Raw genomic sequence first — 23,036 nt, forward strand, 5'->3', positions numbered from 1 at the left:
GCTAGCGGACCGCGGCCAGGGCTTCGGGCAGCGTGAACCGCCCCGCGTACAGCGCCTTGCCGATGATCGCGCCCTCGACGCCCTCGTCCACCAGGGTCGCGATGGCGCGCAGGTCGTCGAGCTGCGAGATGCCGCCCGACGCGATGACCGGGGCCTCGCAGGCATTGGCGACCTGGCTCAGCAGTTCCAGGTTCGGCCCGGTCAGGGTGCCGTCCTTGGAGACATCGGTGACCACGTAGCGCGAGCAGCCATCGCGTTCGAGGCGCTCGAGCACCTCCCACAGGTCGCCGCCGTCGGTCACCCAGCCGCGGCCGCGCAGCCGCCACTCGCCGTCGATGAGCTTGACGTCCATGCCGACCGCGATCTTGTCGCCGTACTCGCCGATGGCCCGGGCGCACCATTCCGGATTCTCGATGGCCGCGGTGCCGAGATTGACCCGCGCGCAGCCGGTGGCCAGCGCCGCCTTCAGCGACTCGTCGTCCCGAATGCCGCCCGACAGCTCGACCTTCACGTCCAGCTCGCCGATCACCTCGGCCAACAGCTCGCGATTGCTGCCCTTGCCGAACGCGGCGTCCAGATCCACCAGATGCACCCACTCGGCTCCCGCGTGCTGCCAGGCCAGGGCGGCCTCGCGCGGCGAACCGTAGCTGGTTTCGCTGCCCGCCTCCCCCTGAACGAGGCGCACGGCCTCACCATTGGCGACATCGACGGCGGGTAGCAGCACAAGACTCACGCAAGCATCCTAGTGGTTACCAATCGCCCAGCCGCCGTCGGCCCGGCCCGGCCGTCTGCGCGAATCGATCACCGGAACGGCCGCGAGAGCGCATCCTGAGTCGGCAATCGGGCCGATGCCCGTCCCCGCAGCGACCAAAGGAGACCTCTTGTCCCGGAACGCAAGAATCACGATCTCGGTGCTCGCTGTGCTCGCGGTCGCGGGTTGTGGCGGAGGGACGAGCGGGACGCAGGCGACCACGACATCGAGAACGACGGCGGTCACGACCTCGACCACGACCAGCGCGACGCTATCCATGGCCCCGACCACCGTGCCCGCGGGCGGAGCGACCACCGAACAGCCCTGCAAACCGGATCCGGCGGTGATCAGGAACGCGGCGGCGACCCTGGCACCGGTGGAGGTGGTGCCGGGCAAGCCGTGGAAGTGGGCGCTTCCCGCGGTCGGGGCCAATCCGACGGTGAACGGGATCTGCTCCGGTTTGTCGGCCGCGTTGATCAGTGTCGAAGGCGCGACGGCCAGTTCGCCCATGCAGGTGCTGCTGTTCCATCGCGGCGGATACGTCGGGACGGCCGAGCCCACCTGGAACAGCTTCATCTCCCCCGACCCGGCGCACACGACCGACGACAGCGTCGGTTTGAAATACAAGATCCCCGGCAGCTGCGACGCCTGCGCGGACGGCACCTTCTATTGCGTCCAATACCGTTGGGACGGAGCGAAAGTCGAGACCGTGGGCCGACCGCCCCGGGTGATCGGCACGACGGTGGAGCCCGGGTCGACCCGGTGTTGAGGCCCGGGTCAGCCCGCGCGCGAATGCTTTTCGAGGATGCGGTTGAGGGTCAGCACGAAGTTCGCGCGCTCCGCGGAGGTGAAGCCGGGCAGTAGGTCGCGCTGGGCGGCCTCGAGGCGTTCGTCTAGGTCGGCCAGGTGGGCTCGACCCGCCGGGGTGAGGGTCAGGGTGTTGCGGCGGCGGTCCGCCGGATCGGGTGTGCGCCGCAGGAAGCCGCGGTCGGCGAGGTCGTTGACCGCGGCGACCACGTCGCTGCGGTCGATGCCGGTGCGGCGTCCGGCCTCGGCCTGACTGAGCGGGCCCTGCTCGTCGAGGGTGGCGAGCAGGGCGTAGTGGTAGCGGCGGGAACCGGTGGGCTCCAAGGCCTTCTCGGTGCAGCGGTTGGCGATGATCGCCACCTGGCCGACCAGGCGGGTGGGCAGGGCACGCAGCCTGCCGGAGGCTCCTTCGGGCGCGGAATCCATGAGAGGAATCTAGCAACACTTGTTGGGGAGACCCACAATCGATTACATTGGTTGCACCAACGTTGGATCAGCCAACGAATCTCGTGAAAGAGTCGCACCGTGAACGCCATCGACACCACCACCCGCCAATTCCAGGACCTGGCCGACAAATTCGAGATCACCGAGTTGGTCAGCCGCCTCGGCCGCGCGCTCGACGAGGGCGATTGGGCGGAGTTGGCCGAGCTCTACACACCCGACGCGATTGCCCGCACCCCCGGCGGGCTGGCCACCGGCCGCGCGGCCCTGCTGACCCAGGCCCGCCGCAATCACTCCCCCGACCGGCACATTCAACACGTGATCAGCGGCGTGCTCATCACCCTCGACGGCGACACCGCTCGGGTGCGCGCGAACCTGCTGGCCGTCTTCGCCTGGGACCCCGCCCAGGACCCCACCCTCGGGTCGCGTCCACAACTCACCCTCGGCGAGATCTACCGCTTCGAGGCCGTCCGCACGCCCGGCGGCTGGCGGTTCTCCCGCGTCGAGTCCACCCCGGTCTGGTCCGTCGGCACCCGGCCGGCTCCCGCCACGCCCTAGCGTGCGGCGGCGCGGTCGGTGGCGTCGCCTATCCTCGGAGGTGGCGACGCTGAAGGAGAGTAGGCCGTGAGATTGACAAGCGGGACGAGTTAGTTCGATGTCGGAGCGGGAAGTACCGGGACCGGGATCCTTGCCGGGACCCGGTGGGGACAGGTTCGACGCGGTGGAACGGTTGCGCCGCAAGCTGGAAAGCTTGCGAGCCGCCGACAACAAGCCTGCCCCGGCGGGGGACGGCACGAATCTCACCCGAATGCCGCGTCGCCCGCGGCGCATGACCGAGGAAGTCGGCGGCCCACCGGATCAGCCGTGGCGTCACGACGGCGGTTCCCGTTACGATCCCGCGCCGACCAGACCCGTCACCCGCTCCGAACTCCAGCGCGAAACCGGTTGGTGGCCGGCCGATCCGGGCGCGACGCCGCAATCCGGGCCCGAGGCCGCGCCCGAACCCGGGGGCAGTGTCATCGATTTCGGCGCGGCGCGCGCGAGACGAGTCGGGGGCGAGGCCCCGGCCGCCGGTATCCGGCGCGTGGCCCGACCCCGGCGCATCAACTCCGATACCGTCGAGAGCCCCGGCGTCGGCTCCGACGAGCAGCCGGATTCACCACGCTGATCGGTCAGATCGAGTCGACCCAGTTGCGCAGCAGCTGCGCCCCGGCGTCCCCGGACTTCTCCGGGTGGAACTGGGTGGCCGAGAGCGGACCGTTCTCGACCGCGGCCAGGAACGGCACCCCGTGCTCGGCCCAGGTCAGCTTGGCCGGGGCGATCTGACTGCCGCCGTCGGGTTCCCACGCCCAGTGCTGGGCGGCGTAGGAGTGCACGAAGTAGAAGCGGGTGTCGGCGTCCATGCCCGCGAACAGCACGCTGTCCTCCGGGGCCTTGACCGTGTTCCAGCCCATGTGCGGCAGCACGGGCGCGTCCAAACGCTCGACGGTGCCGGGCCACTCGGCGCAGCCCTCGGTCTCGACGCCGAATTCGACGCCGCGCTCGAAGAGAATCTGCATGCCGACGCAGATGCCCAGGATCGGACGCCCGCCGGAGAGCCGCTTGCCGATGATGCGGTCACCGCGCACCGCCCGCAGGCCGGCCATGCACGCGGCGTACGCGCCGACCCCGGGAACCACCAAACCGTCGGCGCTCAAAGCGATTTCGGGATCGGCGGTAATGGTCACCTCGGCACCGGTGCGGGCCAGTGCCCGGCTGGCGGAGTGCAGGTTGCCGGAACCGTAGTCCAGCAGCGCGATCTTCTTGGTCACAGCGAACCCTTCGTGGAAGGCACGCCGGTGACGCGCGGGTCGTATTCGACGGCGGCGCGCAAAGCCCGTGCGACGGCCTTGTATTCGGCCTCGGTGATGTGGTGCTGGTCGCGGCCGTAGAGGACGCGCACGTGCAGGGCGATGCGGGCGTTGAGCGCGATCGACTCGAACACGTGCCGGTTGATGACCGTCGAGTACGACGCGGTCGGCGCGACGCTCGGAATGATGGTGTGCAGCATGTGATCCGGTTCCCCGGTGTGCACGCAGTACGGCCGCCCGGACACGTCGACGACGGCGTGCGCGAGGGTCTCGTCCATCGGAATGAAGCAGTCGCCGAAGCGGCGAATGCCCTTCTTGTCGCCGAGCGCCTGGCCCAGCGCCTGGCCGATGACGATGGCGGTGTCCTCGACGGTGTGGTGGGCCTCGATCTCGATGTCGCCCTTGGCCTGCACGGTCAGGTCGAAGCTGCCGTGCTGGCCGAAGGCGGTCAGCATGTGGTCGTAGAACGGGACGCCGGTGGAGATGTCGGTCTTGCCGGAGCCGTCGAGGTTGAGCTCCACCACGATGCTGGACTCGCGGGTGGTGCGCTCGACGCGTGCGATGCGATCGGCGGGGCGGTCGGTGGTCATCGGGCGATCAGCTCCTCGGACGCCAGTTTCGCGCTGACGCGCAGGAATTCGTCGTTCTCGGCGGCCAGGCCAATGGTGGTGCGCAGATAGCCGGGGATGCCGACATCGCGAATCAGCACACCCTCGTCGAGGTAGTGCTGCCAGGCGCGCGGCGCGTCGGCGAAGCGGCCGAAGAGCACGAAGTTGGCGTCGGAGGGAATGACCTCGTAGCCGAGTTCGGTCAGCGCGGCCATGACGCGGTCGCGCTGGGCGGCCAATTCGTGGACGCTGCCCAGGGTTTCGTCCGCGTGCCGCAGGGCGGCGCGGGCGGCGGCCTGGGTGACCACCGACAGGTGGTACGGCAGACGCACCAGCAGCATGGCGTCGATGACCGCGGGCGCGGCCACCAGGTAGCCCAGCCGCCCGCCCGCGAAGGCGAACGCCTTGGACATGGTGCGGCTGACCACCAGCTTGCTCGGGTACTTGTCGATCAGGCCGATCGCCGAAGGGGCGGAGGAGAATTCGCCGTACGCCTCGTCGACCACCACGATGCCGGGCGCGGCCTCGAGGATGCGCTCCAGGTCCGCTATCGGAATGCTGTGTCCGGTCGGGTTGTTGGGGCTGGTCACGAAGACCACGTCGGGCTTCTTCTCCCCCACCGCCATGACCGCGTAGTCGATGTCGAGGGAGAAGTCGCCATTGCGCTTGGCCTCGATCCACTCGGTGTCGATGCCCTCGGAGATGATCGGGTGCATCGAGTAGGAGGGCACGAAACCCAGTGCGCTGCGGCCGGGTCCGCCGAAGGCCTGCAGCAGCTGCTGCAGAATCTCGTTGGAGCCGTTGGCCGCCCACACATTGGCGGTGTCCACCGCGACGCCGGTCTGCCGGGTCAGGTAGGCGGCCAGATCCGACCGCAGGCCGACCGCGTCGCGATCGGGATAGCGGTGCAGATCGGCGGCCGCCGCGCGCACGGACTCGGCGACATCGTCGACCAGCGCCTGGCTCGGTGGGTGCGGGTTCTCGTTGGTATTGAGCTGCACCGGCACCGTCAATTGCGGTGCGCCATAAGGGCTCTTGCCGCGCAGGCTCTCCCGCAGCGGCAGATCGTCGAGGGAGATATTCGATCCGGGAACGGTCACAGCACTCACGCCAGCTCCCCGAATCGCGCCTGCACGGCCTGACCGTGCGCGGGCAGGTCCTCGGCATTGGCCAGGGCGACAACGTGCCCGGAGACATCCTTCAGCGCGGCCTCGGAGTACTCGACGACGTGAATGCCGCGCAGGAAGGTCTGCACGCTCAAACCCGAAGAGTGCCGGGCACATCCGGCGGTGGGCAGCACGTGATTGGAGCCCGCGCAGTAGTCGCCCAGCGAGACCGGCGACCACGCGCCGACGAAAACCGCTCCGGCCGAACGCACCTGGGCGGCGACACCCGGCGCGTCGGCGGTCTGGATCTCCAGGTGCTCGGCCGCGTAGGCGTTCACCACGCGCAGACCCTGCGCGATGTCGTCGACCAGCACGGTGCCGGACTGCTTGCCCGACAACGCTTCCGCGACGCGATCGTGGTGCTTGACCACGGCCATCTGCGCGGTCAGCGCCCGATCCACGGCGTCGGCCAGTTCGACGCTGTCGGTCACCAGGACGCTGGCGGCCAGCACGTCGTGCTCGGCCTGCGAGATGAGGTCGGCGGCCACGTGCACCGGATCGGCGGTGGCGTCGGCCAGGATCGCGATCTCGGTGGGCCCGGCCTCGGCGTCGATGCCGACCAGCCCGCGGCACAGCCGCTTGGCGGCGGTCACGTAGATGTTGCCCGGCCCGGTGATCATGTCGACCGGTTCCAGCTGCGCGCCATCGGTATCGACGCCGCCGTAGGACAGCAGCGCCACGGCCTGCGCACCGCCGACCGCCCATACCTCGTCGACACCCAGCAGCTTGGCGGCCGCCAGGATGGTCGGGTGCGGCAGGCCGCCGAACTGCGCCTGCGGCGGGGAGGCGACGACCAGCGAGTCCACGCCCGCAGCCTGCGCCGGAACCACGTTCATGACGACCGAGGACGGGTAGACGGCATTGCCGCCGGGCACGTAGAGCCCGACCCGCTCGACCGGAATCCACCGCTCGGTCACGGTGCCGCCGGGCACCACCTGGGTGGTCTTGTCGGTGCGCCGCTGATCGTTGTGCACCTTGCGGGTGCGCTCGATGGCGACCTCGAGGGCGGTGCGCACGGCCGGATCCAGTTCGGCCAGCGCCTTGTCCAGCTCCGCGGCGGGCACCCGCACCGAGGCGGGCGTCACGCCGTCGAATCGCTGGCTGAATTCCTGCGCGGCCGCCACGCCCCGATCGCGAATCGCCTCCACGACCGGCCGCACATGATGCAGCACCGAGTCCACGTCGACGCCCCCGCGCGGCAGTGCCGCGCGCAGTTCGGCAGCAGTGGGAGTACGTCCGCGCAAATCCACGCGGGCGAGCTCGATGCGGCTGTTCATAGCGCTGTGCAGTCCTTTGTCTGTGCTGAATCGAAGGTCGGCGGCACGGTCGAAACCGCTCGCGACCAGGTACCAGCCTATCGGGTCGCCGCCAGCGCTTTACTTCCCGGCCGAGGTCGCGCGCGCGATAGCCGCCCGTAAGCCGTCGGGGGTGAGATTCTCCAGCGTCGTATCCCCGACCTTCACGACCGGCACATGGGTCAGACCGGCGGTGATCGCCTGCCTGCTGTGCGCGGCGACGAAACCGGCATAGCGGCCGGAGTGAATGCAGTCGGCGACGTCGGGGCCGCCGACACCGGCGTCCGCGGCCAGCTGAACCATCTTGTCGTCGGTGAGCCCGGGACCGTTCTCGGCGGGCTGGTTGTCGAACATCCGCTGGCTGAAGTCCGGCCAATAGCCCTTGTTGGCCACGCCGACACAGGTGCTCGCATTCGCCGCGCGGGAGGAGTACTTGTCCTTCGACAGGCCGTCGAGGACCGCGACCGTGTCGTATTCGGCCGATACCGTCCCCGCCTTCACCAGATCGGCGAGCGTGGGACCGGTGGTGATCTCGAACTGACGGCAGATCGGGCATTGGTAATCGGTAATGACCGTGACGACGGTGTCGGCGCTGCCGTAGTGCAGACGCCCGTCCGCGGTGTAGATCGCGGGCGGTGCGACGGCCGCGGCGGCTTGGCGCCGGTCGTCGTCCTTGTGCAGATAGCTGGCGGTGACGACGGCGATCAGGGCGGCGATGACAATGACCGCGCCGACCGATATCGGCGTGACAATGCGGCGTTGCCTGGTCGCGCGCGCGACTTTCCGGCTGCTGCGATTCATGAATAGCCATGATATTGCTGGCCAATTGTCCAAATAGGTTAGACACTCGATTGTCAAGAGCTTCCGCAGTAAAAGGGGCGGAAAAAATATCCGCAGCGGACAACGTGTAGCAGGTACTGGAGCTGGGAAAACTCGCGATTTGTAATCCGGGTCACCTTGACCGGGCATTTCTCCAATCCGGACGCTTAGCGCATGAATTGCATCGGCAAGCTCGCGGTTACTGCCGCCCTGGGCGCAAGCGTCCTGGGCTCGGTACTCGGAATGCCGGGAACGAAGACGGCTGCCGCCGATCCGGCACCCGCCGAGTGCAGCACCGACAACTCGGTTCCGAATCGCTCCACGCTGTCCTGCCCGCCCGGAGTGGGCGAGGGATTGCACGCCTATATCCAATGCCGCGATATCGGCGGCCTCCTGCACACCCGCATCGGCACCACGCTCGGGGCCGAGGGCGGCGTCTCCGAGGCGGACTGCGCCTACGGAGAAACCGGCCCGGCCTGATCAGGCTCCCGTCGATCGAAAGGTTCTTCCCATGTCCGCATCGCTGACTCGAACCCGGACGACCAAACGCGCCGCCCGCCAAGCCAAGGATTGCAAGCGCAACCGACGCGGCCTCTACGCCGCGGCCGCCTTCGCCTCGCTGGCCACCGTCATGGTGGGCACCAGCCAGGCCGACGCCCAGCAGGGGCCGACCCTGCCGGTGCCGCCGATCAACCTCGGCACTCGGCCCGCGATCGGCGACGCCCAGCAGCAGCCGGTGAATCCGCTCGGCGTGCCGCTGCCGCCGGAGGTCAGCGGCGGGTTGCAGAACCTCGGCAATGCCGTCCCCGGTCTCGGGGCCGCGGCCCAGGATCTGAGCAACGGCGCGGGACCGAATCTCGGTGCGGCCGCGCAGGATCTGGGCCAGACCGCGCAGAGCTTCGGCGTGCCCGTGCCCGATCTCGGTGCGGTGGGCCAGAATCTGGGTCCGGCCGCGCAGGGTCTGATCGATCAGGCGGTGAACGCGCTGGGCGGCGCGACACCCGGAACACCCGTCCAGCAGGGGCTCAGTGGGTTGCGTGACCTGTTCACTCCGCCCGCGCCCACCCCGGGTGCGGCGCAAACCCCCGGTGCCGCCGCGACATCCGGTGGCGTCGCGGGCACCATGACCCCCGCCGGTGCGCCCACACAGGCGGCCTTGGGTCCGGTGTCCTCGCCGGTCGCGCAGCTGGCCGAGGTCGCCGCGCAGGTGGTGGGTTCGCGCATCGATCTGGGGCAGCTCGGCTCGTGGGCCGATCAGACCTTCCCCTCCGGGCCGCTGCGCGGACCGGTCGAGGATCTGCTGGCCTTCGTCAATCAGGCCCTCGAGGGTGTCGGCTCGCGGCGACGCGACCTCTCCGACGACCCGATCGCGGAGCTGCTCGACAAGGGCCGCGCGCTGTTCGGCTTCCCGGTCGACGGCACCGATCCGGCGCAGGGCCTGCGGGAGTTGCTGAATCCGATTCTGGGACAGACCGTCGGCACCGGTGATCCGCTGCAGCAGCTCGCCGAGACGGTCCGGAATCTGGTGGCGAATCCGGCCGCCGGACTCGATGCCCTCGGTGCGTCGGTGCTCGGTTTCGCCGCGCCCGCGCTGTCGGGTCTGGCTCCCCTGCTCGGATTCCTGAGCCCGGTGCTGGGCTTCATGGCCGATCCGGCCGCCGCGGCGCAGCCGCTGTTGCAGGAATTGCGGTCCATGCTCATGGGCACCGGTGTGCGTCGGGATGCCGCGCTGCCGTTGCTGGCCCTGCCGATCGTGGGTCTGTTCGCCATCGCGCCGCTGCTGTTCGCCGGTGCGCTCGCGATCGGCGCGATCGGTATAGGCGCGGTCGTGGTGCTGGCCGCTATCGTGGCCGCGCCCTTCGTGATCGGTGCGCTGGTGATCGGCGGCATCGTGCTCGCGGTGCTGGCGTTGCCGGTGCTCGCGGTGCTGGCCATCATCGCGATTCCGGTGCTGTTGATCGCGCTTCCGGTGGCGTTCATCGCCTTCCAGGTGCTGGCCCCGGTGATCCTGGTGGGCGGCATGGTCGCCTTCGCCGCCATCGTGGTGGGCGGCATCGGTGTGGCGGCGGCGTTCCTGGCGCTGGGCGGCACCGCGCTGGCGGGCATTTTCGTCGCGACGCTCGCGGCCGGACTGCTGGCGACCATCTTCATTCCGTTCCTGGGTCTGTTCATCGCACCGATCGCCTTCTCGGTCATCGCCTTCGGCACGCTGCTGCTGGGCTCGATCGGGCTGGGCGCGGTGGTGTTCGGCACCCTCGGCATCGCCTTCCTGGCCGCCGCGGCGCTGTTCGCGGTGCTGGTGGTGGCGTCGTTCTTCACCCCGTTCGGACTGATCACGTTGCCCGCCCTGGCGATTCTGGGTGTGGCCGCGCTGATCCTGTTCGGGGCCGCGGGTCTGGCCGCGGGCATCATCATCGGCGCGCTGTTCGTGGCCGGACTGGCCGCGCTGTCGGTGGTCGGCTCGGCCGCCGTCATCGGCCTGCTGATCCTGTCGCTGGCGGCGACGGCGGTGCATCTGGCCGCCATCGTGGCGCTCTGGTTCGCCGGTGCGGCCGCCGGTCTGATCCTGACCGCCGCCGGTGCCATCGCCCTGGCCCTGGCCGTGCCCGCGGGGCTGATCGCCACCGCCGCACTTGTTTTCGCGCTGCCCATCGTGGGTCCGCTGCTGGCCCCGGTGTTCCTGGCCGTGCTGGTCGGCATTCCGGCCGCGCTCGGCATGCTGCTGCTGTTCGGCGGACTCAGCCTCGGCGGTCTGCTGCTGGCCTTCTGCACCACCGCGCTGCTGAGCCTGGCCGTCACCTGGGCGTCGGGCACGGTGATCGCGGGCGGCCTGCTCATGCTGCTCATGCCGTACACCATCCCGTTCGTGCTGCCCGCGCTGATCGCCTTCGCGGCCATCGTCTCGGCGGCCGTGATGGGTTTGGCGGCACTGGATTTCGTGTTCACCCTGGCACCGTTCGTGGTGATCTTCGCGGGTGCCATCGCGCTCATGCTGGCCGCCGTGGCGGCCGTCGCCGTGGGCGGGCTGGCGATCAATGTGCTCAGCTTCGGCATGCTGACGCTGACCCTGGGCGCGCTGATTCTCGTCAACCCGCCGCTGGCGCTGCTGGCCCTGCCGTTCCTGCTGGCCGCGATGCTGTTCACCGTGCTCGGCGGTATCGGCGGCACCGTGATCGTGACGGGTCTGCTCATGGGCCTGGTCGGCATCCTGACCGTGGGTAGCGGAATCCCGCTGGCCCTGGCCGCTTTCATGATCATCGGCACGTTCGTCTACGCCTCGCTGCTGTTCCCGCCGTTCGCCATCGTGGCGATTCCGGTGGCCATCGCGGCGACGGTGGCGGCGCTCGCGGCGATCGGCGCGGTCATCACCGCCGGGCTCGCCATTCTGGGCGCGGAGGCGGTCGCGGGCATCGTGCTGGCGCTCGCCGTGGCATTGGCCGCGACGGTGGCCATGCTGCCGGTCGGCATCGCGGCTCTGGTTGTGGCCGTGGTGTTCTCGCTGCCGTTCCTGATCGTGGGCCCGTTCGCCCCGATCCTGTCCACCGCGCTGTCGCCGATCATCGCGCTGGCCCTGGCCGCGCTGTGGTCGCCGTTCCTGGTGGCCGGATTGGTGGTGGCCGCAACGGCTCTGGGCATCAGCGCCTTCGGGCTGCTGGCGGTGCCGCTGTTCGCGCTGGTGCTGTTCGGTGGCCTGTGGGCGGCCGCGAAGGGTGTGGTCCTGCTGGCCTGGCTGGCGACCATGGCGTTCGACTTCTCGGCCATCGCGATTCTGGCGGTTACCGCGGCGCTGATCCTGGCTCCGCTGGCCGCGGCCCTGGCCGCGCTGGTGGCGGCCGCCATTCCGATCCTGGCGCTGGCGGCGCTGGGTGCGGCGGCGCTGGCCGCGGCCCCGTTCCTCGCCATCGGCGCGGGTCTGGCGGCGATCGTCGGAGTTCCGTTGCTGGCGGTCGGCGTTCCGTTGGCCCTGATCGGCCTGGCCACGGTGGCGCTCATCGCGCTGCTGCTGGTGGGCATCCCGGTCGGCGCGTTCATCGCGGTCGCGCTGGCGGCGCTGGTCGCCCTCGCGGCCGGAGGCGCGGCGGCGGTCGCCGTCGGTGCCGGGCTGGCACTGCTGGCGGCCGTCGCCATTCCGGTGCTGGGTGTGGCCGCGGCCGTGGGCATTCCGGCGCTCGCGCTGGGTGTTCCGGCGCTGGGCCTCGGCCTGCCGCTGCTGGCCCTGCTGGCGCTGGCGACCCTCGCCGCGATCATCCTGATCCCGCTGCTGCTCCTGCTGGATCCGGCGTTCCGGTCCTACATCATCTCCGCGATCCGCGCGGCGATGGATCCGGGCGCCACCGGTGGCGGTGCCGCCGCGACCGGAACCCAGTTCCTGGACAGCATCACCGATACGGCGAGCCTGGATCAGGTCATCGCCGGGCTGATGAAGCTGCTCGCCCCGGCGAATCAGCCCGCCGCCGCGCCGGTCGCGCACCTCGATATCCCGCTGGTGGGTACCGAGGCGGCCGACGGCCTCCAGAACGACTCCCGACGCCTGGTCGAGGTCGGAGTCTGACAACTCGATAGCTCTTCTCCCCCAATGGAATCCCATCACCCGAAGGAGATCGCCATGAGTATCGAAAACAACGACCCCACCATCCCGTTCGCGACCCTCGACCCGGCCCTGCACCTCGAGTACCTGTACGGCCCGCAGTGGGCGGCGGTCATGCGGATCGTGGAACGCGCCGCCCAGTTGACCGCCGACGAGCGGGAGAAGATGAACGCCGAGGCCGGAAAGCGCATGCAGGACAGCATGAGCGCGCTCACCGGCGCGGCGGGCGGCGCGGGCGGTCTGGCCGGACTGCTGTCCGGCCTGGGCCAGCCGTCGCAGGATCCGCAGCCGCTGCAGATCGCCAGCGAGACGGCCAAGGAGTTCGGCCGCTCCCGCAATGTGCAGATCGCGGGTCTGGTTGCCGGACAGGCCATCTCGGCCGGTCCGAGCACCGGCGGCGAGCTGGCCGGGCTGCTGCAGTCGCTGGGCTCGATCGGCACCCTGACCGTGGTGAGCCAGGCCGTCACCGCGGCCGTGCTGAGCGATCTGGTCGGCCGCGGCCGCTACACCCAGGAGGTGCACGACGCGCTGATGCAGCCGTGGACCTCGGTCATCTCCTGAATCCTTCTCCCGCAGTGAGGAGTACGCCATGATCGAGACCCGGTTCAGTAGTGCGGGCGTGTCCGATCCGCTCGGTGGTCTGCTCGATATCCGTTCCGCCCCCGTGGGTTACGGGTACTACGAGGAGAGCGCCTCGGATGCCGAGACCCGTGAACGCTGCCACCACCCGCGGCGCGGGCCGGTGGGCTGGTGGCAGCGGCACCGCACCATCCGGCTGGGCGTCGGCCTGGCGCTCGTCGCGAATCTGGGATTCCTGCCCGCCGTGCAGGATGCCGTGCTGACGGGGTTGTCCCATGTCGCGTAGCACGGGACGGCAGGTGGCGACGGTCATCGTAGGTTGCGCGATGACCGTCGCCGCCCTGGCCGGTTGCTCCCACTCGCAGTCCGAGAAACCGGCCGCCGATCCCGATACCGCCGACTGCACCACGGGCGGCCGCGCCATCGGCGGCCTGCAGGACACCTTCACCGCGCTCTCCGCCCAACTCAATGGCATCGGACCCGCCTCCGACCGCGGTGACCTGACCGAGGTCGGCCGACGGGTGCGGGAGGCGGCACGCCTGTCGGGGCTCATCAACGCGGATCTGCACAGCACGGCGGGTACGATGACCTCGCCGCTGCCCCGGCGGGCCTTCACCGCCGTCGCGAATGCCGGAGCCGCGCTGCACGACAGCTTGACCCAGCTCGCCCAGGCCGTCGACGGAGCGAGTCCGCCCCAGGAGACGGTCGACTCGGTTCAGCGTTCACTACACGCGCTCGACACATCGGTGGAGGGTATGCGGTTGTCCTGTTCCACGGTTTTCGCCGATTCCACGGTCGCCCCGCAGACACCGGCCGGACCGACGCCCCGGCCCGTCCCGGCCGGACCGGTCGCGGGCCCCGGAATCCGTCGGTAGGCGCGGTTGGCGGAGCGGGATGACCTGCCGCCGCGGCCGGATCGACCGAAGCCGCCCGGCCCCACCGACTCCGGCGGGGCCGACGGCACCGGCCGCGCCGCCTTCGCCGCCCGCCTGACCGCGCTGTTCGCGGCGGCGGGCGCGCCACCGGTGAAACAGGTGATCCGCGCGGCGAATACCCGCCTGCGGCCCGGCTGCACGCCGATCACCGCGCAGCGCATCAGCGATTGGCGGCTGGGCAATCGCACCCCCGCCAGTTTCGAGGCGGTCGCGCCGGTGCTGGAGGTGCTGATCCGGGAGGCCCGCCAGCGCCCGCCCGACCCGGACGTCGACGCCACACTGCTGGATCTGCGCCACTGGCAGGCGGATTGGCAGGCGGCGAAGACCGCCAAGGACACCGTCGACAGCAACCGCCCGCCGTATCGTGGCGTGCTGCCCTACCGTCCCGAGGACGCCGACCTGTTCTTCGGCCGCACGGCGGCGCTGCGCCGACTCTGGGATCTGATCGAGACCGCCGAGGCCGATACCGAGCCCGCGGTGGTGATCATGATCGGCGGGCGCGGGGTCGGGAAATCCTCGCTGTTGGCCGCGGGCGTGCAGGCGGATCCGCGCGGGCGCACACCGGTGGTGGTGGCCCCGGGCGACGATGTGGAGGCGGCGCTCGCCCAGGCCGGACCCGGGCCACGAATCCTGTTGGTCGACAATGGCCGCACGTTGTTCACCCGGAACCGGGCCACGTTCCCCGACCGGTTCCTGACCCAGCTCGGCGCGGTCTCGCGGGCGGACGCCGCACCGCGCACCGCCGTGGTTCTGGCCTGCGACAGTGGGCTGCTGCCCGAGCTGGCCAACCATCCGGTGACGGCCGCGGCGCTGCGGAATCCGACCATGCTGCTCGAACCCATGTCGGATTCCGAACTGCGCGAGGCGATCACACGCCCCGCCGCGGCCACCGGGTTGAAGGTGGAGGACAGTCTGATCGAGGTGCTGCTGAAGGATCTGTCCCTCTTCGATCCGCACAGCCCGCTGCGCCTCACCATGTTCTCCTACGTCCTGTACGAGACCTGGAAACACCGCCACGGCCGCACCCTCACCCTCGACGCCTACCGCGAAACCGGCGGTGTCGAGATCGCTTTCGCGAAGGGCTGCGAGGTGCTGTGGGCCCGGCTCGACGAGCGCGAGCAGGCCGCGGTCCGCCAGGTTCTCATGGCCTTGACCTTCATCGGCCCGATTTCCACTCAGCGCGACCGCCTTTCGCCCGAGGTCCTCATCGAGGAGGCCGAGGATCCCGAGATCACGCGCGCCGTCATCGGCTGGCTGCTGCGCAATCAGCTCGTCGTGCGCCACAAGGACCGCATCGAACTGGTGCACGACATGCTGCTGACGGCCTGGCCGCGGATGAGCGAATGGATCTCCGAGGAACGGGAATTCGCCGCCATCCGCCCGCGCATCGAGGCCGACGCCCGCGAATGGGCGCGCCGGGATCGGCCCGCGCGGCTGCTCTACTCCCGGACCCGACTCGAGGACGCCAATGCCTGGCTGCGGCGCACCGCCACCCCCAACCGGCTGGCCCGGGAGTTCTTGTCCGAGGCCACCGTTCGCCATCGCCGCCGGGTGCGGCGGGTGCGCGCGTTCCAGGTCGCGATCGCCGCGCTCACCGTGCTGGCGGTCGTGCTCGCCGTGGCCGTGTACGTGGGCCGCACCTCCGTCGCCGAGGAGCGCCGGGGCGCGTGGCTGGGTCAGGTGATCGCCGAATCCCAGCGTCTGGAGCAGATCGATCCGGGTCTCTCGGTGCAGCTGGCGCTGGCGGGGTATCGAATGAACGGCGACGATCCGGGTGCGCGGGCCAGATTGCTGGCGGCGCAGAGTCTTCCGTTGAACACCGCCTCGCCCGAGGCGCATGCGGGACCGGTATACGGGCTGACCGCCGCCCCGGGCCGGGGCCTGGCGGCCAGCGGCGGGAGCGACGGCACCGTGCGGCTGTGGAACGTCTCCGACGAGCGGGCGGTGATCGCGGTGGGCGGCCCGTTGACCGGACCGCGCGGCCCCGTCGAGGCGGTCGCCTTCGACAGCGCGGGCGCGCGGTTGGCCGCAGCGAGCCGGGATGGCACCGTGCGGCTGTGGGATGTGCGGCACCCCAACGAACCTCACGCCCTGGGCAGCATCGATCTCGGCGCGGCGGCGACCGCCGTGCGCTACCTACCCGGCGATCACACGCTGCTGGCGGCCGATGCCGGGGGCACGCTGTCGCTGTTGGATGTCACCGATCCGGGTGCGATTCGGCGACTGGCGGCCGTCCCCGCGCATGCCGGTGCGATCTCGGCGCTGGCGCTGTCCACGGATCCGGTCCCCGGCGCTGCCCCGCCACCCCCGGACGCGCCGACGGTGGTGGCCAGCGCCGGTGCGGACCGCCGGGTGCGGTTGTGGGAGGTCGACGCGGCGGGCGGGCTGACGGCGGTGGGCGCGGACCTCACCCCGCCCGGTGCGGTCGAGGCGCTGGCGGCGGGGCCGGGCGGGCTGCTGGCGGCCGGGACCTCCGACGGCGATCTGCTGGTCTGGGATATCCGGGACCCGTCGGCCCCGCGCGCGATCGGCCACGAGACGCCACGGCGCGCCCCGATCGTGGGGCTGGCCTTCACCCATGATGATCAGGCGCTGGTTTCGGTGGGTTCGGATGGGGCGCTGCGGATCTGGGACACCCGGGATCGGAATCGCGTGTCGCCGACGGGGTGGGTGTTCCACAGTAGCGTGGAGTCGATCGCGCCGCTCACCATGCTCGCCGACACCCGCATGCTGACGGCGGGCCCGGACGGGCACGTGGTGGCCTGGCGCACGCCGCTGGTGTATCTGCCGATCATTTTCGACGGCGCGCTCACCGACGCCGGGCTGTCCCGCGACGGCACCCGGCTGGTCGGCGGATTACGTGATGGCCGGGTGCAGGTCTGGGATGTCCGCAACCCGCAGCTGGCCCAGCCGATCGGCGAATTCCCCGCCGCGCCACCGGATTCCGACGGCATTCGGGTCGCCGTCCGCCCCGATGGCGACCTGATGGCCGTGGCGGGCGCGGACGGCGTGCGGCTGTGGGATCTGCGTGATCCGGGCCATCCGGTGCCCGCCGCCGGGCCGTTGGCCGAAAGTTCCGGTCCGGTGGTGGTTTTCGCCCCGCGCGGGGACCGGCTGCTCACCGGTGGCCCGCAGGGGCGACTGCGGCTCTGGGACGTGTCGAATCCCGCGGATCCTCGTCCGGTGGCCACGCTGCCGCCGGACACCGATCGCACGGTGGTGACGGCGACCATCGCGCCGTCGGGCACGGTGGTCGCCGCCACCGACGACGCCGCGCGAATCCACCTGTGGGACTTGGCCGATCTGGACCATCTGGCCCATCACGTGGTGGATGTGGGTGGCGTGAACGCCGGTGTCCTGCGCTTCACGCCTGACGGCGAGCGCCTGTTCACCGGCGATGACTCCGGCATGGTCCGCGCGTGGCAGGTCTCCGACCTGGACCATCCGCGCGCGCTCGGCGCGGTGCGCGCCCATGTCGGCGCGGTGCGCGGCCTGGCCATCGACACCACCGGACACCGACTGGCCTCCGGCGGCAACGATGACGCGGCACGCCTGTGGGATATCGGTGCGGGCGACGGGATTTCGCCGGTGACCGCGCCGCTCACCGCACCGGTGGGCTGGGCCTGGTTCATCTTCTTCGCACCGCGCGACCCGTCCCGGTTGCTCGGGGTCGGCGATCAGGTCTCGGCGCTGTGGTTCACCGATGCGGCGACGGTGGCGGACCGCTTGTGTACCGCCACCGCCGCGCACATCGGGGATACCGTCTGGCGGGAGATGTTTCAGTCGGTTCCCTTCGTCGCACCCTGCCCGTAGCGGGTCGCCACCAGATGCTGCTGTGCGAAGGTCCAGGCGTTCTGGGTGACGAAGTACAGCAGGATCGCGATCGGCATCACCGGGCCGAAGAGCAGGGCTCCGGCGGGAAAGACCCACTGCGACACCGTGTTCATGAGGCGAACCTGGGATGCGCCGGCCGCGTCGGCGGGCGGGGTCTGGCGGGCGACGGCGGCACGGGCGGTGAAGTGCGTGGCCACGGCCGCGATGAGCATGAGCGGAATGGCCACGGCGGCAACGGCGGTGAACGACGAACCCGCCGCGGTCAGGGTGGCGTTCAGGGGTGCGCCGAAGAGCTTGGCGTCCAGGAACGACTGCACCTGAGCGGCATTGAAGACGTAGTTCTCGGTGTGGCCGGGCTGGAACGAGCGCAGCACGTGATAGAGGCCGATGAACACCAGGGCCTGTCCGATCATGGGCAGAAAGCCCGTCAGCACATTGACGCCGGATTCCTTCTGCAGTTCCTGCAACGCCAGGGCCTGCTGCTCCCGGTCACCGGCGTGCTTGCGTTTGATCTCCTGCACCTTCGGCTGCATCTCGGCCAGGGCGCGGGAGAACTTCAGCTGCGCGAGGAACGGGCGAATCAGCAAGGCGCGCAGGGTCATGACCAGCAGGACGATGGCCAGCACCCAGGCCAGGCCGCTGCCCGAACCGAGGATGGCCGCGAAGGCGGTGTGCCACAGCCACAGCACGGCGGACACGGGGTAATAGATGAAGTCGAGCACGAGTACCTCGCTGCGAAGACGCCCGCGCATCGGCTGCGGGCGAAGAGAATTGGGAATGCGAAGAGCCCGACCGTGCCCGCCCGTCGAGGGCGGCGCGGGTCAGGCCGCGAGGACTCCTGGTGCGCGCGGGCGCGGACGCCCGGGAGCGTCGGGATTGCTCTGCCGCAGGAAGGTGCCGCGACGACGCCGTCCGGCCGATTCCGCCGGACCGGTCTGCGCGACCGCCACGAGCAGCGGCCCGCGCGCCGACAGCAGGGCGGCGGTCACCGCGACCACCGCGACCGCACCCAGCACGAACAGGGAATCGGGGGTGGCCGCGGCCAGATACAACACGGCCCACGCGGAGACCACGAGCGCGCCCAGCGGCAGCGCCGTCGATCGAATCCGGTTGACCATGCGGCCGACATTACCTCGGTTCGGGCCCAACAGCACTGTGTCCTACACCGGCGCTGCGCCCTGCGGCCTTGCGCGGCGTCATAGATCCGTGCGGCCGAATCGAGACCCGGCAGCCGCGCCATGTGCTCGGATGCTGTGGCATGCGCTCCGCACACGATCGCGCCCCCGCGGCGAACCGCGGGGGCGCGAGGATCACTGGGCCCGGCCGGGCTACTCGGCGACGAGGCGCTTGATGATCATGGGCTCGGCCAGGATGCCTTCCATGACTCCGGCGACGTGCTGGAAGTGCTCGGTGGCGAAGTGCTTCTCCAGCGCGTCGGCGTCCACCCACTCCTCGACCACGACCATGTGCGCCGGATCGTTCGGATTGGTGAAGGGCTGGTAGGAGATGCAGCCCGCCTCGGCGAGGGACGGCTCGATCATGGCTTCCAGCCCGGTGCGCAGCCGGTCCTCGTGTCCGGCGGCGGCTCGGAGTTCGGCGATCACGTGCAGGGTCATTGGGGTCTCCTCGAAATCAGCGGTGGTTCTTCGTTGTTCGTAGCGTGGCGGGCTTCAGCGCCCGATCGGGCCCTCGCCCGCGCCGGTGGTGCGCAGCGCGGTGGCGATGGCGTCCAGGTCGGCGGGGGTCAATTCCAGTGCGGCGCCGTCGATCCAGCCGTCGACCTGCTCGGGCGAGCGGGCCCCGACGATCGCGCCGGTGACGCCGGGCCAGGTCAGGGTCCAGGCGATGGCGACCGCGCCGACGGTGGTGTCGTGCGCCGCGGCGATCGGGCGCAGCGCCTCCACCAGGGCCAGGTTGCGGTCGAGTTCGGTGGTGAACTCCGGGAAGCTCTTGCGCCAGTCGTCGGCGGACAGGTTGGCGACGCGTTCGGCCGAGAACGCGCCGGTCAGCAGGCCCGAGTGCTGCGGCTGGTAGATGATGCCACCGGTGTGATGGGCTGCCGCCCAGGCCAATTCGTTCGCGGCCTGCCGCTTGATCAGCGAGAACTGCGGCTGGATGGCGTCCACGTGGGCGATGGATTCGGCGATCTCCAATTGCGGCACATCGTGATTGGACAGGCCGATGGCGCGCACCTTCCCCTCCTGCACGAGGTCGGCCATGGTCTGCCAGTACTCCTCGAGCGGGGTGACCTTGGCGTTGTCGACGCCGTCGGGATCCGAGAAGTCCAGCGAGGCACCGGTATCGGGCCAGTGCACCTGGTACAGGTCGATGCGCTCGACGTTCAGCCGGCGCAGTGAGTCCTCGAGTTCGCGGCGCACGCTGTCGGCGGCCATGATCCGCTTGGGCGCGGCGGCGCGGTCGTTCTCGTCCCAGACCAGGCCGACCTTGGTGAAGACGTAGGGCCGGTCGGCTTCGGGCAGTCCGGCGATGGCCTTGGCGACCACTTCCTCGGAGTGGCCGAGCCCGTAGACGGCGGCGGTGTCGATCCAGTTCACGCCCGACTCGATGGCGCGGCGGATGGTGGCGATCGAGTCGTTGTCGTCCTGGGTGCCCCAGGTGTAGCGCCAACCCGAACCGCCGACCGCCCACGCGCCGAATCCGATCCGGCTGATGGTCATGTCGGTGGTGCCGAGCTGGGTGGTGGGCAGGGAGGTCATGGTGTGTGCTCCTCGTAGGTCTTTCGCCGTCCGTTGCGGCGCTGACCATTACTTTCGTCGCGCGCAGGCGGCCTAAACAGTGCGGCGTCTGCCTGGGCACGCGATGACCAGGATGGATTTCGCGGGCGTCTTGGTTAACTGGTGTCATGACCTTGGACCGCCGCGCCGAACTCGGTGAATTCCTGCGCTCCCGCCGCGCCCGGCTCAGCCCGGAGGAGGTGGGCCTGATCGATCACGGGGCCCGCCGCCGCGTGCCCGGCCTGCGCCGCGAGGAGCTGGCGCTGCTGGCCGGGGTCAGCGTGGATCACTACGTGCGCCTGGAGCAGGGACGCAGCCTGCAGTTCTCCGAGTCCGTCCTGGACGCGGTGGCGCGGGCGCTGCGACTGAATCAGGTTGAGCGCGACCATCTTTACCTGCTCGCCCGCCCGTGGTCGGGCGAGGAACCACCCGCCGCGCAGGAGGTGCGGCCCGGTCTGCGCCGCCTGCTCGACGCCGCCCACGACGTGCCCGCCTACATCGTGGGCCGCGGGGTCAGCGTGCTGGCCTGGAATCGCCTGGCGGCGGCCCTGATCACCGACTTCGGCGCGCTCGCGCCCGAGCAGCGCGACTTCCTGCACCTGGTGTTCCTCGACGAGGGCGCGAAGGACCTCTACGAGGACTGGGACGACAAGGCCGCCGACACCGTGGCCTACCTGCGCGTGGACGCCGCCCGCAATCCGGGCGACCCGCGCATCACCGCGCTGATCGACGAAATGAACGCCAAGAGCCCGGAATTCGCGCGCCTGTGGGAACGCCACGAGCTCAAGGACAAGACCCACGGCCGCCACATCTACCGGCACCCCATCGTGGGCCGCATCGAACTCGGCTACGAAACCCTGCGGCTCCCAGACGATCCCGATCAGGCACTGGTGGCTCACCACGTGGAGCCCGGCTCGCCCAGCGAGGACGCGCTGCAACTGCTCGCCTCGCTGGCCGCCGAGACCGCCGACCGCTGATACGAAAAGCGCCGCACCGGAATTCCGGTGCGGCGCTTTTCCTTTCGAGTCCTACTTGGTGTCGCTGTCGATCTGGAGGTTGCCACCGCCGGCGTCGACCACGCGCAGGTTCAGCGCCTTGGTCCCAGTCTTGGTGGTGAGGCTGGCCAGCGAGATGTCCATGGAGCCATCGGCATTGGCGCTGCCGCCATTGGTCCCGCTGATACCGGCGTAGCTCTGCACCGGGTTCTGGGTCCAATAGCTCTGGAACGCCTGCTGACTGCCGTAGACCTGCTGCGCGGCGGGGGTCAGGCGCTTCCAGGCATTGGCGGTGTTGCCATTGGGCAGCAGGCTGTCACAGAACGCCTGCACCACGTCGAGCGCGCTGTCGAAGTTGACCGGGGCGGCGCTCTTGGTCTGGCCGAGGCCCGACGGCGCGCCCTTGGTGGCGCTCACCGAGGTCGACGCCTTGGTGGTGCTGCCGTCACCCGCGCCCGAGTTGCTGCCCGAGCTCGAATTGCTCAGCAACCCGAACGCGATGCCACCGGCCACCACGACCACGGCGACCAGCGCGATCCAGATCAGTTTCTTGCGCGATCCGGTCTCGCCGTCGTCGTAATCCGGTTCCGGCGCAGGGTGATTGCGGGTCGGCGGGCCGGAGTTCATGGGCGGGCGCGGCGGCGGGGTCTCCAGCAGCTGCGCCTGGCTCATGGCGCCGGTCGGAATGTCGGCATTGGCGGAGGGCCGCCGTTCCATCTGCCGGGTCTGGCGCGGCGCGGCGGTGCGCGGGGCGGCGCCGGCGGGCGGGGTAGCGACACCCGAGCGGCGCGCGGCCAGCACCCGGGTGGCCTCGGCGTCCGGGCCGACCTCGGCGAATTCGGCCATGATGTCGCGCACGTCGAGCATGCTCGGCCGGTCCTCCGGCTCGAAGCTGAGCAGCGACAGCAGCAGATCCGACAGCGGTCCGGCATTGCGCGGCTCGCTGATCTGGCCATTGGCCGCGGCGTACAGCAGCGCCAGCGGGTTCGGGTTGGTGCCGTAGGGCGGTTCGCCCTCCAACGCGTGGAAGAGCGTGGCGCCCAAGGCGAAGACATCGGCGGCCGGGGTCGGCTCGGCGCCGCGCGCGACCTCGGGGGCGAGGTAGGCGGCGGTGCCGGAGATCAGTCCGGTGGCCGTGAGGGTGACATCGCCCTTGGACTTGGCGATGCCGAAGTCGGTGATCTTCACCGCCCCGTTGTCGCCGAGCAGGATGTTGCCCGGCTTGACATCGCGGTGCACGATTCCGGCGCGATGGGCGGCGATGAGCGCGCTTGCCACCTGTTCGCCGATGCGGGCGACCTGCGGCAGCGGCAACGTGCCCTGCGCGGATAGCACCACCGCGAGGCTCTGCGACGGCAGGTATTCCATGACCAGGCACGGGTCGCCCTCGTGCTCGGTGATGTCGAACACGACGATCGCGTTGGGGTGCTGGAATCGGGCGGCATTACGGGCCTCGCGGGCCGCGCGCTGCCGAACGATGTCCTTGTCCGCATCCGAGAGGCTCGGCTGGGTGAGGATCTGTTTGACCGCGACGGACCGTTCGAGCCGTTGGTCGACGGCTCGCCAGACGACACCCGTGCCGCCGCTACCAATCCGTTCGACCAGGCGGTAGTGCCCTGCGATCACTTGGCCG

23 protein-coding genes are annotated in these 23,036 nt (G+C 70.3%); 10 read left to right on the forward strand and 13 right to left on the reverse strand.

What is annotated here, in order from left to right; all coding sequences use genetic code 11:
* Position 1 precedes the first annotated feature (1 nt).
* Together priA and VMT65_RS37665 are read right to left on the reverse strand one after the other, a co-directional pair.
* Positions 2 to 733 carry a bifunctional 1-(5-phosphoribosyl)-5-((5-phosphoribosylamino)methylideneamino)imidazole-4-carboxamide isomerase/phosphoribosylanthranilate isomerase PriA gene (priA, locus tag VMT65_RS37660; RefSeq protein WP_326313525.1) on the reverse strand — a complete coding sequence of 244 codons (732 nt, stop codon included), beginning with the start codon at positions 731 to 733 and terminating at the stop codon, positions 2 to 4.
* A 9-nt stretch (positions 734 to 742) separates the two neighbouring features.
* Complete coding sequence (locus VMT65_RS37665; RefSeq protein ID WP_326313526.1) at positions 743 to 1,030, reverse strand: hypothetical protein; 288 nt, start codon at positions 1,028 to 1,030, stop codon at positions 743 to 745.
* Here VMT65_RS37665 and VMT65_RS37670 point away from each other — a divergent pair.
* The gene (locus VMT65_RS37670) at positions 1,029 to 1,520 is read left to right on the forward strand and encodes an LppP/LprE family lipoprotein (protein WP_326313527.1); all 492 of its coding nucleotides are present in this window, start codon (positions 1,029 to 1,031) and stop codon (positions 1,518 to 1,520) included. The two genes, VMT65_RS37665 and VMT65_RS37670, sit on opposite strands and share 2 nt — an antisense overlap.
* 8 nt (positions 1,521 to 1,528) lie before the next feature.
* Here the strand turns inward: VMT65_RS37670 and VMT65_RS37675 are convergent, their stop codons facing one another.
* Complete coding sequence (locus VMT65_RS37675; RefSeq protein ID WP_326313528.1) at positions 1,529 to 1,984, reverse strand: MarR family winged helix-turn-helix transcriptional regulator; 456 nt, start codon at positions 1,982 to 1,984, stop codon at positions 1,529 to 1,531.
* Positions 1,985 to 2,083: 99 nt separating this feature from the next.
* Here VMT65_RS37675 and VMT65_RS37680 point away from each other — a divergent pair, with 99 nt between their 5' ends.
* Positions 2,084 to 2,557: a nuclear transport factor 2 family protein gene (locus tag VMT65_RS37680; RefSeq protein ID WP_326313529.1), complete on the forward strand. Its 474-nt coding sequence runs from the start codon at positions 2,084 to 2,086 to the stop codon at positions 2,555 to 2,557.
* A gap of 163 nt (positions 2,558 to 2,720) precedes the next feature.
* Positions 2,721 to 3,167 carry a hypothetical protein gene (locus VMT65_RS37685; RefSeq protein WP_326313530.1) on the forward strand — a complete coding sequence of 149 codons (447 nt, stop codon included), beginning with the start codon at positions 2,721 to 2,723 and terminating at the stop codon, positions 3,165 to 3,167.
* 4 nt (positions 3,168 to 3,171) lie between these two features.
* Here the strand turns inward: VMT65_RS37685 and hisH are convergent, their stop codons facing one another.
* From hisH to VMT65_RS37710, 5 genes are all read right to left on the reverse strand, one after another.
* Positions 3,172 to 3,810, reverse strand: coding sequence for an imidazole glycerol phosphate synthase subunit HisH (gene hisH / locus VMT65_RS37690; protein ID WP_326313531.1), 639 nt, complete (start codon positions 3,808 to 3,810; stop codon positions 3,172 to 3,174).
* On the reverse strand, positions 3,807 to 4,439 hold the full coding sequence (gene hisB / locus VMT65_RS37695; protein WP_157392819.1) for an imidazoleglycerol-phosphate dehydratase HisB: 633 nt from the start codon (positions 4,437 to 4,439) through the stop codon (positions 3,807 to 3,809). The genes hisH and hisB overlap by 4 nt, the downstream gene beginning before the upstream one ends.
* Complete coding sequence (locus VMT65_RS37700; protein WP_326313532.1) at positions 4,436 to 5,566, reverse strand: histidinol-phosphate transaminase; 1,131 nt, start codon at positions 5,564 to 5,566, stop codon at positions 4,436 to 4,438. Before VMT65_RS37700 ends, hisB begins: the two co-directional genes overlap by 4 nt.
* A complete protein-coding gene (gene hisD, locus VMT65_RS37705; protein WP_326313533.1) occupies positions 5,563 to 6,900 on the reverse strand; it encodes a histidinol dehydrogenase in 1,338 nt (445 codons plus the stop codon). The genes VMT65_RS37700 and hisD overlap by 4 nt, the downstream gene beginning before the upstream one ends.
* Positions 6,901 to 6,999: 99 nt before the next feature.
* A complete protein-coding gene (locus VMT65_RS37710; RefSeq protein WP_326313534.1) occupies positions 7,000 to 7,719 on the reverse strand; it encodes a DsbA family protein in 720 nt (239 codons plus the stop codon).
* Positions 7,720 to 7,911: 192 nt separating this feature from the next.
* On the opposite strand from VMT65_RS37710, the gene VMT65_RS37715 reads away from it, so the two are divergent.
* The 6 genes from VMT65_RS37715 to VMT65_RS37740 are packed head-to-tail and all read left to right on the forward strand — an operon-like array spanning position 7,912 to position 17,652.
* Entirely contained in the window at positions 7,912 to 8,217 is a 306-nt protein-coding gene (locus VMT65_RS37715) for a hypothetical protein (RefSeq protein WP_326313535.1), read from the forward strand.
* A 31-nt stretch (positions 8,218 to 8,248) separates the two neighbouring features.
* Positions 8,249 to 12,289, forward strand: coding sequence for a hypothetical protein (locus VMT65_RS37720; protein ID WP_326313536.1), 4,041 nt, complete (start codon positions 8,249 to 8,251; stop codon positions 12,287 to 12,289).
* Between the two features lie 54 nt (positions 12,290 to 12,343).
* On the forward strand, positions 12,344 to 12,886 hold the full coding sequence (locus VMT65_RS37725) for a hypothetical protein (RefSeq protein WP_326313537.1): 543 nt from the start codon (positions 12,344 to 12,346) through the stop codon (positions 12,884 to 12,886).
* 28 nt (positions 12,887 to 12,914) lie between these two features.
* Positions 12,915 to 13,190 (forward strand): hypothetical protein, encoded by a 276-nt coding sequence (locus VMT65_RS37730; RefSeq protein ID WP_326313538.1) that lies wholly within the window; start codon positions 12,915 to 12,917, stop codon positions 13,188 to 13,190.
* Positions 13,180 to 13,779 (forward strand): hypothetical protein, encoded by a 600-nt coding sequence (locus VMT65_RS37735; RefSeq protein ID WP_326313539.1) that lies wholly within the window; start codon positions 13,180 to 13,182, stop codon positions 13,777 to 13,779. Before VMT65_RS37730 ends, VMT65_RS37735 begins: the two co-directional genes overlap by 11 nt.
* A 6-nt stretch (positions 13,780 to 13,785) precedes the next feature.
* Positions 13,786 to 17,652, forward strand: a complete 3,867-nt coding sequence (locus VMT65_RS37740; protein WP_326313540.1) for an nSTAND1 domain-containing NTPase — start codon at positions 13,786 to 13,788, stop codon at positions 17,650 to 17,652.
* On the opposite strand, the gene yidC is transcribed toward VMT65_RS37740, so the two are convergent.
* The 4 genes from yidC to VMT65_RS37760 form a co-directional block, all read right to left on the reverse strand.
* Positions 17,619 to 18,395, reverse strand: coding sequence for a membrane protein insertase YidC (gene yidC, locus VMT65_RS37745; protein ID WP_326313541.1), 777 nt, complete (start codon positions 18,393 to 18,395; stop codon positions 17,619 to 17,621). The genes VMT65_RS37740 and yidC overlap by 34 nt on opposite strands.
* A 99-nt stretch (positions 18,396 to 18,494) precedes the next feature.
* Positions 18,495 to 18,791, reverse strand: coding sequence for a DUF6412 domain-containing protein (locus VMT65_RS37750; protein ID WP_326313542.1), 297 nt, complete (start codon positions 18,789 to 18,791; stop codon positions 18,495 to 18,497).
* Positions 18,792 to 19,001: 210 nt separating this feature from the next.
* Positions 19,002 to 19,289, reverse strand: coding sequence for a putative quinol monooxygenase (locus VMT65_RS37755; protein ID WP_326313543.1), 288 nt, complete (start codon positions 19,287 to 19,289; stop codon positions 19,002 to 19,004).
* A 54-nt stretch (positions 19,290 to 19,343) separates the two neighbouring features.
* The gene (locus tag VMT65_RS37760; protein ID WP_326313544.1) at positions 19,344 to 20,390 is read right to left on the reverse strand and encodes an aldo/keto reductase; all 1,047 of its coding nucleotides are present in this window, start codon (positions 20,388 to 20,390) and stop codon (positions 19,344 to 19,346) included.
* A 146-nt stretch (positions 20,391 to 20,536) separates the two neighbouring features.
* Here VMT65_RS37760 and VMT65_RS37765 point away from each other — a divergent pair, with 146 nt between their 5' ends.
* On the forward strand, positions 20,537 to 21,385 hold the full coding sequence (locus VMT65_RS37765) for a helix-turn-helix transcriptional regulator (RefSeq protein WP_326313545.1): 849 nt from the start codon (positions 20,537 to 20,539) through the stop codon (positions 21,383 to 21,385).
* Positions 21,386 to 21,436: 51 nt separating this feature from the next.
* On the opposite strand, the gene VMT65_RS37770 is transcribed toward VMT65_RS37765, so the two are convergent.
* Entirely contained in the window at positions 21,437 to 23,029 is a 1,593-nt protein-coding gene (locus VMT65_RS37770) for a serine/threonine-protein kinase (RefSeq protein ID WP_326313546.1), read from the reverse strand.
* Positions 23,030 to 23,036 lie beyond the last annotated feature (7 nt).

It is taken from the genome of Nocardia sp. CDC153 (assembly GCF_035818515.1).
In the GTDB taxonomy this organism is placed as follows: domain Bacteria; phylum Actinomycetota; class Actinomycetes; order Mycobacteriales; family Mycobacteriaceae; genus Nocardia.